The sequence below is a fragment of the Streptomyces sp. GQ60 genome, from assembly GCF_059758875.1.
Map to the genome: position 1 here is coordinate 340,594 of NZ_JCAXEG010000006.1, position 13,315 is coordinate 353,908.

Consider the following 13,315-nt stretch of genomic DNA (forward strand, 5'->3'; position numbering starts at 1 on the left):
CGGTCTTCGGCACCGCTCAGGACCGCCGCCCCATTACCGCCGCCCCACCACCGCCCGGTTCGACCCCGCGCAGCACCGCTCACCACCACGCCTCCCCACCCGCTCCGCCCGTCCCCGGCGCGGGTCACCACCGCGCGGACCCGGCACCAGGCCGGCCGCCGACCCGACCGAGGAGCACCAGCCCATGTCCCCGTTCCTGCCGCTGAACCGCCGTACCGCCGCGCTCGCCCTCTCCACCGCCCTGCTCGGGCCGGCGCTCGCCGCCTGTGGCAGCGGCGACGACACGAAGGACGGGGCCGCCGCCTCCCCGAGCGCCGCGTCCGGTTCCGCCGCGCCCAAGGCCGCCGACCTGACGGTGCTCGCCGCCTCCTCCCTCACCGACGTCTTCAGGGCGGCGGGCGCCGCGTACGAGAAGGCGCACCCGGGCACCAAGGTCACCTTCTCCTTCGCCGGTTCGCAGGAGCTCGCCGCACAGGTCAAGCAGGGTGCCCCGGCCGACGCCCTGGTCACCGCCGACACCAAGACGATGGACGGTCTCAGGGCCGAGACCAACGACCCGGTCGTCATCGCCAAGAACCGCCTGGTGATCGCGGCCGGCAAGGGCAACCCGTTCAAGGTCGCCGCGCTCAAGGACCTCGCCGACACCAAGATCAAGGTCGTGCTGGCCGCGCCCGAGGTTCCGGTGGGCCGCTACAGCAAGCAGATCCTCGACGCCCAGAAGATCGCGGTGAAGCCGGTCTCCCAGGAGCCCAACGTCCGCGCCGTGCTGAGCAAGGTCGAGCTGGGCGAGGCCGACGCCGGTCTCGTCTACAAGACCGACACCCTCAAGTCCGGTGACAAGGTCGAGGTCGTGGACATCCCGGACGCCGAGAACGCCGTGGCCTCGTACCCGGCCGCCACCCTCAAGGGCTCCAAGAACGCCGGGGCCGCCGCCGCGTTCGTGGCCTGGCTGAACACCCCGGAGGCCCAGAAGATCCTCCAGGACGCGGGCTTCCAGAAGGCGTGACCGCCTGCCGAGCCCGGTGACGGAGAGGGACTGCCCGGTCCGGGGGGACGGGCAGTCCCTCTCCGCTTCCCTCCCGCCCCATTACGCTTCACACGCCGCCCGGGCCTCCCGAGATCCGCGGCGGCGCCCCCGACACCCCCGGCCAGGAACCCACATGAGCAGACTCCGTACCCGCCGCGCCCGGCCCCCCGTGGCCCTGGCGCTCCCCGCGCTGCTCGCCGTGGCGTTCCTGCTGATGCCCCTCGTCGGCATCCTCACCCGCACCCACTGGAGCGATCTCGGCTCGCACCTCACCAGCCCCGGTGTGGTCGAGGCGCTCCGGCTCTCGCTGGTCGTGTCCCTGTGGGCGCTCGGCTTCTCCCTCCTCCTGGGGGTGCCGCTCGCCTGGCTGCTGGCCCGGGTCGAGTTCAAGGGCAAGGCGCTGGTGCGCTCGCTCGTCCTGCTCCCCATGGTGCTGCCGCCCACGGTCGGCGGTGTGGCCCTGCTGCTCGGTTTCGGCCGGCGCGGGCTGCTCGGACCCTGGCTGGAGGGCACCTTCGGCATCACGCTGCCCTTCCACACCTCCGGCGCGGTCGTCGCGGCCACCTTCGTCGCGATGCCCTTCCTCGTGATCAGTCTGGAGGGTGCGCTCGGCGGGCTCAAGCCGAGCTACGAGGAGACCGCCGCCTCCCTCGGTTCCACGCCGCTGCGCGTGTTCTTCACCGTGACGCTGCCGATGGTGGCCCCGGGGCTGGTCGCCGGAGCCGCGCTGACCTGGGCACGGGCGCTCGGCGAGTTCGGCGCCACCATCACCTTCGCGGGCAACCTCCCGGGCACCACCCAGACCCTGCCGCTCCAGGTCTACCTGCTGCTCCAGGACCAGCCCGAGGCCGCCACCTCCGTGTCCCTGCTGCTGCTCGCGATCGCCATGGCCGTGCTCGTCGCCCTGCGCGGGAGGTGGACGGGAGCCCCGGCCGCCCGCAAGGACCCCGGTGCGTCACCGGTCGCCGAGGAGGCCGCCGGCCCGGACCCCCTGGACCCCGTACCGCCCGGGGCTCCGGTCTCCCCCGGATCCCCGGCACCGCCGCCCGGGGAGGCGGCGCAGCCGTCGGCCGGTGCCCCGGCCGACGGCGGGCACTGGCCGCTGCACGCCACCGTCACCGGTTTCAACGAGCTCACCCTCGACGCCGAACCCGGCACCACCATCGCCGTCGTCGGCGAGAACGGCGCCGGGAAGACCACCCTGCTGCGCGCCCTGCTCGGCCTGACACCCCGCGCCCACGCCGAACTCCGGCTCGGCGACGCCGACGTGACCGGCCTGCCCCCGCACCGGCGCCAGGTCGCCTGGGTCCCCCAGGACGGGGCACTGTTCCCGCACCTGAGCGCGCTCGCCAACACCTCCTACGGGCTGCGCGCCCGCCGGGTGCCCCGGGCCGCGGCCCGGGCCGAGGCGCAGGCCTGGCTGGACCGGCTCGGCGTCGGGCACCTCGCCCACCGCAAGCCCGCGCAGCTCTCCGGCGGGCAGGCCCAGCGGGTGGCGCTGGCCCGCGCGCTGGCCGCCCGCCCCCGGCTGCTGCTGCTCGACGAGCCGCTCGCCGCCCTGGACCAGACCACCCGCGCACGGGTCCGGCACACCCTGCGCACGCATCTGGCCGGGTTCGGCGGGGTGTGCCTCATCGTCACGCACGACCCCGTCGAGGCGGTGTCCCTGGCCGACCGGGTCCTCGTACTCTCCGACGGGCGGACCCTCCAGGACGCTCCGCCCGCCGAGGTGACCCGGCATCCGCGCTCCCCGTGGGTGGCCCGGATGCTGGGGCGCAACGCCTGGCCCGGCACGGCCTCGGCCCACGGGCTGGAACTGGCCGCCGGGGGGCGCCTGGTGGTGGCCGAGGCGCTGCCCGAGGGGGCCGAGGCCCTCGCGATCATCGCCCCCGAGGCGGTGTCCGTGCACCGGGACCGCCCGGGCGGCAGTCCTCGTAACGTATGGCCCGGCACCGTACGGGAGATCACCTCGGTCGGCAGCCGCCTGCGCGTGCTGGTCGCTTCGGACCAGGCCCCCGACCTCGTCGCGGAGATCACGCCCGAGGCCGCCGCCGAGCTGGGAATCGTCGACGGCGCCGCGGTGTGGACCAGCGTGAAGGCGACCGAGGTCACCCTCGTACGGCTCTGAGGCGGGCTCCACAGCAGAACTAGGCGCCCACGTACGTCGCCAGGTGCTCTCCGGTGAGGGTGGTACGGGCGGCGACGAGGTCGGCGGGGGTGCCTTCGAAGACGATGCGGCCGCCGTCGTGGCCGGCGCCGGGGCCGAGGTCGATGATCCAGTCGGCGTGCGCCATGACCGCCTGGTGGTGCTCGACCACGATCACCGACTTGCCGGAGTCGACCAGGCGGTCGAGCAGGCCGAGGAGCTGCTCGACGTCGGCGAGGTGCAGGCCTGCGGTCGGTTCGTCCAGTACGTAGACCCCGCCCTTGTCCGCCATGTGGGTGGCCAGCTTGAGCCGCTGCCGCTCGCCGCCGGAGAGGGTGGTCAGCGGCTGGCCGAGGCTGAGGTAGCCCAGGCCGACGTCCGCCATCCGCTCCAGGATCTTGTGCGCGGCCGGGGTGCGGGCCTCGCCCTCGCCGAAGAACGCCGCGGCCTCGGTGACCGGCATCGCGAGGACCTCGCTGATGTCGCGGCCGCCGAGGTGGTGTTCCAGGACCGAGGCGTGGAAGCGCTTGCCCTCGCACTCCTCGCAGGTGGTGGAGACGCCGGCCATCATCGCCAGGTCGGTGTAGACGACCCCCGCGCCGTTGCAGCCGGGGCAGGCGCCCTCGGAGTTGGCGCTGAACAGGGCCGGCTTCACGCCGTTGGCCTTGGCGAAGGCCTTGCGGATCGGGTCGAGGAGCCCGGTGTACGTAGCCGGGTTGCTCCGCCGGGAGCCGCGGATCGCGCCCTGGTCGACCGAGATCACGCCCTCGCTCGACGGGATCGAGCCGTGGACGAGCGAGCTCTTGCCGGAGCCGGCGACGCCCGTGACCACGACGAGCACCCCGAGCGGCACGTCTACGTCGATGCCCCGCAGGTTGTGCGTCTTCGCGCCGCGGATCTCGAGCTTCCCGTCGGGCTCGCGCACCGTCTCCTTGAGGCTCGCGCGGTCGCCGAAGTGCCTGCCCGTGATGGTGTCGCCCGCCCGCAGCCCCTCCACGGTGCCCTCGAAGCAGATGGTGCCGCCCCCTTGGCCGGCGCCGGGGCCGAGGTCGACGACGTGGTCGGCGATCGCGATCGTCTCCGGCTTGTGCTCCACGACGAGCACCGTGTTGCCCTTGTCGCGCAGCCGGAGCAGCAGCCGGTTCATCTGCTGGATGTCGTGCGGGTGCAGGCCGACCGTCGGCTCGTCGAAGACGTAGGTGACGTCGGTGAGCGAGGAGCCGAGGTGGCGGATCATCTTGACGCGCTGGGCCTCGCCGCCCGACAGCGTGCCCGAGGGCCGGTCCAGGGAGAGGTAGCCCAGGCCGATCTCCACGAACGAGTCGAGGGTCTGGCGCAGCGTCGCGAGGAGCGGGGCCACCGAGGGCTCGTCGAGGTCGCGGACCCACTTCGCCAGGTCGCTGATCTGCATGGCGCAGGCGTCCGCGATGCTGATCTTCTTGATCTTCGAGGACCGGGCCCCCGCGCTGAGCCGGGTGCCCTCGCAGTCGGGACAGATGCTGAAGGTCACCGCGCGCTTCACGAACGCCCGGATGTGCGGCTGCAGCGCCTCGACGTCCTTGGACAGCATCGACTTCTGGAGCTTCGGGATGAGGCCCTCGTAGGTGAGGTTGATCCCCTCGACCTTGATCTTGGTCGGCTCCTTGTGGAGCAGGTCGCTCAGCTCGCGCTTGGTGTACTTGCGGATCGGCTTGTCCATGTCGAAGAAGCCGGAGCCGCTGAAGATGCGGCCGTACCAGCCGTCCATCGTGTAGCCGGGGATGGTGAGGGCGCCTTCGCCGAGCGACTTGGTGTCGTCGTACAGCGCCGTGAGGTCGATGTCGTTGACCGAGCCCCGGCCCTCGCAGCGCGGGCACATGCCGCCGGTGATGCTGAAGCTGCGCCGCTCCTTCACGGTCTGCCCGCCGCGCTCCACGGTGACCGCGCCGGCCCCGCTGATGGAGGCCACGTTGAAGGAGAAGGCCTTGGGCGAGCCGATGTGCGGCTTTCCGAGCCGGCTGAAGAGGATGCGCAGCATCGCGTTCGCGTCGGTGGCGGTGCCCACCGTCGAGCGGGGGTCGGAGCCCATCCGCTGCTGGTCGACGGTGATCACGGTGGTCAGCCCGTCGAGGACGTCCACCTCGGGCCGCGCCAGGGTCGGCATGAAGCCCTGGACGAAGGCGCTGTAGGTCTCGTTGATCAGCCGCTGCGACTCGGCGGCGATCGTGTCGAACACCAGGGAGCTCTTGCCCGAGCCGGACACGCCGGTGAAGACCGTGAGCCGGCGCTTGGGGATCTCGACGCTGACGTCCTTGAGGTTGTTCACCCGCGCGCCGTGTACGCGGATCAGGTCGTGGACGTCTGCTGCGTGCGGCTCGGGGGCCTGCGCGCCCGTCCTCGTGACCTTGCTCATCGTGTCTCCATACTGTTGGGCCGACGCCGCTCCGTGGGCCGGCGCCGCCTTCGCGGTCGCGGCAACGCTCCCCTGTCTACCCGATCGGCGGTGTCATCCGGGAGCGGCGCCAGGTAAGAGCGGCGGTGGATCTCAGCGCGTTCGGGGCTGGTGGAACCGGAGCATGTTGCCGGCCGGGTCGCGGAAGGCGCAGTCCCGGACTCCGTACGGCTGGTCGATCGGCTCCTGGAGCACCTCACCGCCGGCGGCCCGGATGCGCTCGAAGGTGGCGTCGCAGTCGTCGGTGCTGAAGATGACACCGCGCAGCAGGCCCTTGGCCAGCAGTTCCGCCATGGCCTCCCGGTCGGCGGACGATGCGTTCGGGTTCGCGACGGGCGGTTCGAGGACGATGTCCACGTCCGGCTGCGCGGGCGACCCGAGGGTCACCCAGCGCATCCCCTCGAACCCGACGTCATTGCGGACCTCCAGGCCGAGTACGTCCCGGTAGAAGGGGATCGCCGTGTCGTGGTCGTCGACGGCGATGAAGCACTGGGAAAGGTTGATGTCCATGGGTTTCACGCTACGGGCGGGCGGGCGCCCGGTGCTTCTCCGTTCCTGACCGGCTTCACCGGCTGCCGACTGCCGGCCGGCGGTACGGACAGCCGGTCGCCCGCCGCGAAGGCGTCGGCGCCGATCACGGTGACGGTGAGCGGGGGGCGCCGACGGTGACGACTTTGCCGGTGGCCCGGCGAACTCCGCCGGCAGGCGCGGCCGCAGGGCTTCGTGCGCGGGCTGACGGCGTTGCAGACGGCCAAGCGTGCGCGAGGTCCGCACACCGCCGAGTAGCCCGCGAAACCCCTTCCGGCTCCCGCCCCGCCACCCGCCCCGGGCGGGCCCGCGCCTACGCCTCGCCGGGCTCCCCGGACGGGAAGGCGGGGGCCGCGAGGGCCGGCGCCGAGGGGGAGGGCGCCGGAACGGCGAACTCGCACCACACGCACTTGCCGCCGCCCCGCGGCTCCACGCCCCAGGCATCCGCGAGCCGGTCCACCAGCATCAGGCCGCGCCCCGACACCGCCCAGTCGTCGGCCTCCCGGCGCCGCGGCAGGGCGCTGCTGGTGTCCTCCACCTCGATCCGGATACGGCCCTCCGGGGTCAGCCGCATGCTGACGCCGCCGACGCCGTCCGTGTGGACCAGCGCGTTGGTCATCAGCTCGTCCGCCGCCAGCTCGATCTCGTCGGCCTGGTCCCACGCACCCCACGCCGCGGCGGCCGCACGGATCAGGTGCCGGGCCATCGCCGGGGCGTCCGGGTCCCCGGGGGTGAGCCGGTGGCGCAGCGGGCCGCCGCCGCGCGCGAGCGGGGTGCCGCGCCGGCGCAGCAGGAGCAGGGCCATGTCGTCCCCGCCGCCCGAGTCCCCGACCAGGTCGCACAGGACGTCGGCGAGTTCCTCCACGTCCGCCGGCCCGTCCCGGACCGCGTCCATGAGCTCGCGCACACCCGTGTCGGGATCCGCGCCGGGCCGTTCCGTCAGACCGTCCGTGCACAGCAGCAGGGTGTCCCCGGGGTGCAGTTCGAGGCTGGTGACGGGGTATCCCGTACCGGCGGAGCCGGACGTACCGGACCCGGACGTACCGGACCCGGACGTACCGGAGCCGGAAGTACCGGGGCGGGGAGTACCGGGGCGGGGAGTACCGGGGCCGAAAGCATCGGTGCCGTGAGCACCCGGGCCACCGGAGGCATCCGCACCGGGCGCACCCGGCTCGCGCGCCGGCAGGCCCAGCGGCAGCCCGCCCGCCACCTGCACGCGGTGGCAACTGCCGTCGCCGCGCCGCACGATGGGGTCGATGTGCCCGGCGCGGACCAGCTGGGCCATGCCGGTGGTGAGGTCGATCTCGGCGTACGCGCAGGTGGCGAAGCGTTCCGTTTCCAGGTCCCGGAGGAAGGCGGAGGCCCGCGCCATGGCCGAGCCGGGAGTGTGACCCTCGGCGATGTACGCGCGCAGCGCGATGCGCAGCTGGCCCATGACGGCGGCGGCGTCCGTGTCGTGGCCCTCCACGTCGCCGATCATCACGCCGACCCGTCCCTCGCCGAGCGGGACCACGTCGTACCAGTCGCCGCCGATGTCCCGCCCCATCCGGGCGGCGCGGTACCGCACGGCGATCAGCGCACCCGCCACCTCCGGGATCCGGCGCGGCAGCATGGCCTTCTGGAGGCCCTCGGCGAGGTCGTGCTCCTGCTCGAAGAGCATGGCCCGTTGGAGGCTCTGCGCGATGCCGCTGCCGAGGGCCATCAGCACGTTGCGCTCCTCGGCGTTGAAGTCGCCGTCCCGCGCGTAGAGCAGTCCGAGCGCGCCGACGGGCCGGCCCTGGGCGATCAGCGGCAGGTAGACCCCGCTGCGGACGGCCAGCGGCTCGACGTACGGCCAGAGGTCCGGGTAACGCTGCTGGAACTCCTCGCGGGAGCCCAGGTACACCGGCCGCAGCGTCCGTACCGCCTCGCTCAACGGCAGGGGCGCGTCGATCCGCGTGTACTCGGTCTCCGGTACGTACGCGCCCAGCCGCCCCTCCGCGACGAGGTGGATCCGGCCGCCGTCGACCACGCCGAGCATGACGCTGACCGCGCCGAGGTGGCCGAGCGCCTCGGGGTCCTTGAGGACGTCGGTGACGTCGTTGACCGTGCGGGCGTGCGCCAGGATCGCCGTGGTCCGCTCGACGACCCCGGTCATGCGGCGCCGGCCCTCGTCGCGCTCCCCGGCCGCGCCGGGCTCGCCCGGGTCGTGGGCGGCGTCGCGGACGATCCCGATGATCCGGTACGGACGCCCGTGCGGGTCCCGCAGGATGTGGCCCTGGAGATGGGTCCAGCCCGGGGCGCCGTCCCGGCCGCGGCTGCGCACGTAGGCGCCGTAGTGGCTCCGGCCGGCCTTCAGCGCCTGTGCGACCCGCGCGTCGAGCCGGGCCTCCTCGCCGGGAGCGAGGCGGACGCGCAGTCCGGCGGGCGTACCCGTGAACTCCTCGGGGCGCAGGTCGAGGACCTCGAGGGCGGTGGTGTCGAGAAACATCTGCCCGCTGTCGAGGTCCCAGTCGAAGGTGCCCATGCGGTTGAGCGCGAGGCTCGTGTCCGTCCGGGCAGGCCACTCGACCTGGGGGGTCACTCCCCTTTCGGCCACGCCTTCAGGGTCTCACTCTTCGACGGTCCGCGCCGGTCTGCGGAAGCTTGCCGGCGCCGGGCGGGAGGGGCGCCGGTTCGCGGTACGCGCAGGCCGGATGCGGCGTGTCGGCCGGACCCTGCGCTCCGCATGCGCTAGCGGGCCTCCAGAGTGCCGAATTCCGGGACGAAAAGGGACCAAAGTCCCGGCCTGTCGTGACTTTCGCTGAATAGGCGACTTGTACGATTTCGCGAAGATCGATCCATGCATGATCATCTTTGCTGGCGTCAGGAACCCCCCGGCACGGGGTCTTTGACGCCCACGGCTGTGTGGGGTGTGGCTTGTCGCAAGCGCCGAAGACGACCGGAGAACCGGCCGGAGCAGCGGACGGAGGGGTGGAAGGGGGGCAGGACGGAGGGCAGGACGGAGGAGTGGAAAGGGCGGAGGACGGGGCACGCACCCCGGTCCGAATATCCGCGCCCCTCACCGACCCCACCCCTCTGGACGACACCCCGGCCCACTCCGCGAGCTCTGCCGACATCTCGGCGTCGGCCTCGATATCGGCCTCGGCCTCCGGCACGCGAATCGGCTCCGATGTCGGCCCGGACCACGGCTCGGACCACGGCTCGACCTCCGGCTCCGGTGGCGATGGTGCCCTCGGGGCCCGTACGGGGCGCGGGCGTCTGATCGTGCGGCCGTACCGGGATCCGCTCGTCCTCGGTCCGCTCTTCCGTGACGAGGAACCGGCGGGCGCCCCCGCCGCGACCGCCAGCGGCCCGGACCGCCTCCGCGGACGCCGCGGACCCGCCGAGCCCGAGACCCTCCGGCAGGCCGCCGTGCATGCGGCGATACCCCGGCCCGCCCGACCGGCGACGGCGGCGTCGGCCACCCCGCGGACCCTTCCCGCCGTTCTCGACCCCGAGCTCACCGAACACCCCGCGCGGGCCTGTTCCGGCTGGTGGGCCCTGCTCACCGCCACGCTGGCCACGGCCGGCGCCGCCGTCTTGACGCGGTTCGGGGAGCTCCGCCCCTCCGCCTCCCCCGCCGGGGCCTGGCCCCTGGCCGTCGTCGTGTGCTGCGCGCTCCTCACGCTCCTCGCGCTGTGCGGACTGAGGCGCGGCCGCGCCGGCCAGGCCTGGTCGCTGACCCTCTTCGGCCGCTACCGGGGCACGATCAGGCGTACCGGCCTCATCTGGTCGAATCCGCTGCCCCGGCACACCCGCGTCGACGTACGACTGCGGCACTGGCGCAGCGAGCCGCTCCGCGTCGTCGACTCCGAGGGCACCGCCCTGCGGTCCGTCGTCCTCGTCGTATGGCGGGTCAGGGACACCGCCCGCGCGCTGCTGGCGGTCGACGACCACACCGCGTACCTGCGCGGGCAGGTGGAGTCCGCGACCGCCCGGGTGCTCTCCCGGGTGCCCGCCGACTCCTTCGGCCCGGAGCCGGCCGAACCGGAGACCCTGCGCGACACCGAGGCCGTCGGCGACGAACTGACCCGGCTCCTCGCCGCCGAGTGCAAGGCCGTCGGCGTCGAAGTCTTCTCCGCCCGCCCGCTGCACGTCGAGTACGCCCCCGAGGTCGCCGCAGCGATGCAGCGCCGCCGGGTCGCCTCGATCGACGCCCGGCACCGGGACTCCGTCCTCACCTCCGTGCTCGACGCCGTCGACGACACCGTTCACCGGATGTCGGACCGCGGGCTCGTGAGCCTGGACGACTACGAACGCAAGGCCCTGGTCAAGGACTTGACCGTGGCCTTCTACACGGCGCGCGGCCCTGCCGCCGACGCCCGTTGAAAACACCCCCGATGGATAAGGAACCATGCATGCGCACGCCCGAGTTCACCGAAGAAATACCCGACAGCTGTGACTGCACCGGCTGCGCGCGCGGCACGACGGCCGTGACGGCCGCCGCGGCCCGCCGCCGTCGCTGCACCCTGCGCGGCGCCGTGGTCGCGGCCGTCGGCGCCACGCTGCTGATGGGCGCCGGAGTGGGCACGGCGTCCGCCGAGCCGGCGCCGGCGCACGCCGGCTGGGACGGCTCGAAGTACTGGTACAAGGACGCGACCGGCTGGTGGCGCTGGACCCAGCACTACAGCAAGTACGTGGCAAACAGCGGTGGTTCCTCTGCCGGCGCCTCCTCAACTGCCTCCTCCTCCGCTTCCTCCGCTTCTCCTTCCTCCTCCGTACGCACCTCCGAGCCGACCTTCCGCGGCCGCGCGGGCTGGGACGCGACGGACCGCGTGTACTGGTACAAGGACGGCACCGGCTGGTGGCGCTGGACCCAGCACAAGGCCAAGTACGAGCGCTTCGCCGGCGGCTCCGGCGCCGGATCCTCCTCCGGCCCGTCCGGCCCGTCCGGCTCCTCCGGTTCGTCCGGTTCCTCGGGCTCCGGGGGCTCCTCCGGCAGCCCCATCCGCCAGGGCACGGAGGCCGCCATCTCCTTCGCCAACAGCCACCTCGGCGACCCGTACGTCTGGGGCGGCAACGGCCCCCGCGGCTGGGACTGCTCGGGCCTGGTCCAGGCCGCCTATCGCTCGGCGGGCATCACCCTCCCCCGCGTGGCCTCCGACCAGTACCGGGCCACCACCCCGATCTCCCGCTCCGAACTGCGCCGCGGAGACCTGGTGTTCTGGACCTCGAACGGCAGCGCCTCGGGCATCCACCACGTCGCCGTCCACCTCGGCGACGGCAAGTACATCGAGGCCCCCCGCCCGGGCAAGCAGGTACGCGTCTCCAGCTTCAGCTCGTACAACCCGAACATGTACGGGCGCGTCCTCTAGCAGCCGCCCCCACGCGACGGCGGTACCAGACTTCCCCGAGGGCCGGCGGCCCTCGGGGAAGTCTGCTGTTCCGGGCTGGACCCTATTGGCTACCGCCGTCACCGGCCGGACCACCATCCGAACCCTGGTCGGTACCCGCTCCGGGCCCGATCGGGGAGGGCGGCGGCGGGGGCGCGATCAGCGAGGTGGCCGGGACCGGCGTCCTGGTCGAAGGGGGCGGCGGAGGCGGCGGGGGCGGCGGCGGGAGGTCGGGCCGCACCGAGGTCAGCGGCGGCGGCGAAGGCTTCGGCGGCTCAGCCGGGGCCGGAGACTGCGGTTCCACCGAGGGTCGCACGGGCGACGGCACCACCGCGCTCTTCGAGGGCGACGCGGACGGCGACGCCGACTCTGACGCCGACTTCGAGGGGGACTCTGACTCAGACGGGGACTCTGACTCCGTCACCGACGCCGACACGGACTCCGAAGGCGACTCCGAAGGCGACTCCGACGGAGACTCCGAAGGCGACTCGGACGGCGACTTCGACGGGGACTCGGACGGCGACTCAGAAGGCGACACCGACGGGGACGGCGAGGTCGGCGACGGGGAAGTGCCCGTGGGGGACGGCGACGTGCCCGTCGGGGTCGGCGCGGTGAACGTCGGCGACGGCGGCGGGGTGGTGAAGATCGGGGTCGGGATCACCGGCGGCGGGATCGGCCTGTCGTGCCGGTCGCGGTGGTCGCCCCGGTCGCGCTCGTACCAGCGGCTGTCGCGGTAGTCGTAGATCACGAACTTGTTCACGATGGTCACGGACGGCGCGATGACCACCACCCGCGAGGGCTGGTACGAGGTCCAGGGCTGCCCGAACCGCTTCGGGTTGGCCTTCAGTGCCACCGGCGGCCCGAGCGGGTTCCCGCAGGCGCAGCGGACCCGCGGCACCCCGCGGTCGTCCACGAGCACCGCGGTGCCGGTCTGGAGCACGGCCTGGTAGCTGGTGGGGCCGCCGTCCCGGTATCCGTGGTTGGTGACCCGGGTGTCCACCCGGAGCTGCACCGGGGTGAGGGAGCGCAGGTACGTCGGCACGGCCGTCGGCTGGATGCCGAGCGAGGAGGCGAAGGCGGCGTTCTTGGCGGGCTGCGCCGAGAGCACCCGGATCTGCTTCTCGACGTCGCAGCTGGCCACGTTCTTCGTGCCCCCGTACAGCTCGGGCGAGGCGCCGCTGACGCTGCGGGTGGCCGTGGTTCCCGTGGGCGACGGAGCCTTCGACTCGGGCTTCGTCCCCGTCGTCGGGGGCGGCGGGCTCTCCGGCGGGGCCGTTGCCTCCTTGGCGGCGGTGGACTCGGTGAACGGGTCGGGCCCGGACGCCGCCGCGGGCTGCAGGAAGACCTCGTTGCCGGCGGAGGTGGTGGTGCCCCCGCCGCCGGTCGGCCTGGTCAGTACGACGGCCAGGGTCACGGCGGCGGCGAGGGCGACGATCGTGGTGGCGAGCCGGGGAACGGAGCGCCACCAGGCTTTGCGCGGGGGCTCGGGCGGCCCGGGGGGCACCCCGCTCCCGGAGCCTCCGGGAGGGGCCGGCGGCGGGGGTGGCGGGGGGCCTTCCCGGCCCCCTGACAGGGGCCCGGAGGGCGGACCCGTGGGGCGCCCGGACGAGGACGACGGCGGCTGCGAGGGCGGCTGCGACGGCTGTGACGGCCACGGCGGCTGCTGGCCGGAGGGTTGAGTGGTCACGGGCTCTTCTTCCCAGGCGGAGGGGTTCCGGTCCCCTGTGGACGTTCCGCTGCGGACCCTTCGGACGGTGCTCCGTGGACGTTCCGTTATGGAACTTCCGCGGATCATCAGCGGAAATCTCCGGATTTCATGCACTCCTGGC

Annotated in this window: 7 protein-coding genes and 1 pseudogene; 4 read left to right on the forward strand and 4 right to left on the reverse strand. The window is 73.5% G+C overall.

The genetic code is table 11. The features are described 5' to 3' along the window. The first annotated feature begins 184 nt into the window (after positions 1-184). Together modA and AC6CKD_RS17925 are read left to right on the forward strand one after the other, a co-directional pair. The gene (gene modA / locus AC6CKD_RS17920; RefSeq protein ID WP_498328459.1) at positions 185-1,006 is read left to right on the forward strand and encodes a molybdate ABC transporter substrate-binding protein; all 822 of its coding nucleotides are present in this window, start codon (positions 185-187) and stop codon (positions 1,004-1,006) included. Between the two features lie 154 nt (positions 1,007-1,160). After that, positions 1,161-3,155: an ABC transporter permease gene (locus tag AC6CKD_RS17925; protein WP_498328460.1), complete on the forward strand. Its 1,995-nt coding sequence runs from the start codon at positions 1,161-1,163 to the stop codon at positions 3,153-3,155. A gap of 19 nt (positions 3,156-3,174) precedes the next feature. Here AC6CKD_RS17925 and AC6CKD_RS17930 read toward each other — a convergent pair whose 3' ends face one another. The 3 genes from AC6CKD_RS17930 to AC6CKD_RS17940 form a co-directional block, all read right to left on the reverse strand. After that, entirely contained in the window at positions 3,175-5,565 is a 2,391-nt protein-coding gene (locus tag AC6CKD_RS17930) for an ATP-binding cassette domain-containing protein (protein ID WP_498328461.1), read from the reverse strand. A gap of 132 nt (positions 5,566-5,697) precedes the next feature. Continuing rightward, positions 5,698-6,114, reverse strand: a complete 417-nt coding sequence (locus AC6CKD_RS17935; RefSeq protein WP_498328462.1) for a VOC family protein — start codon at positions 6,112-6,114, stop codon at positions 5,698-5,700. Between the two features lie 331 nt (positions 6,115-6,445). Further along, the gene (locus AC6CKD_RS17940) at positions 6,446-8,638 is read right to left on the reverse strand and encodes a SpoIIE family protein phosphatase (protein WP_498328610.1); all 2,193 of its coding nucleotides are present in this window, start codon (positions 8,636-8,638) and stop codon (positions 6,446-6,448) included. Positions 8,639-9,120: 482 nt separating this feature from the next. Between AC6CKD_RS17940 and AC6CKD_RS17945 the strand changes: the two genes are divergently transcribed. Together AC6CKD_RS17945 and AC6CKD_RS17950 are read left to right on the forward strand one after the other, a co-directional pair. Beyond that, complete coding sequence (locus AC6CKD_RS17945) at positions 9,121-10,482, forward strand: SPFH domain-containing protein (RefSeq protein WP_498328463.1); 1,362 nt, start codon at positions 9,121-9,123, stop codon at positions 10,480-10,482. 29 nt (positions 10,483-10,511) lie between these two features. Continuing rightward, a complete protein-coding gene (locus tag AC6CKD_RS17950; protein WP_498328464.1) occupies positions 10,512-11,468 on the forward strand; it encodes a C40 family peptidase in 957 nt (318 codons plus the stop codon). A gap of 388 nt (positions 11,469-11,856) precedes the next feature. Here the strand turns inward: AC6CKD_RS17950 and AC6CKD_RS17955 are convergent. Further along, a pseudogene (locus tag AC6CKD_RS17955) lies at positions 11,857-13,059 on the reverse strand (DUF6777 domain-containing protein); the annotation flags it as partial. Between the last annotated feature and the right edge of the window lie 256 nt (positions 13,060-13,315).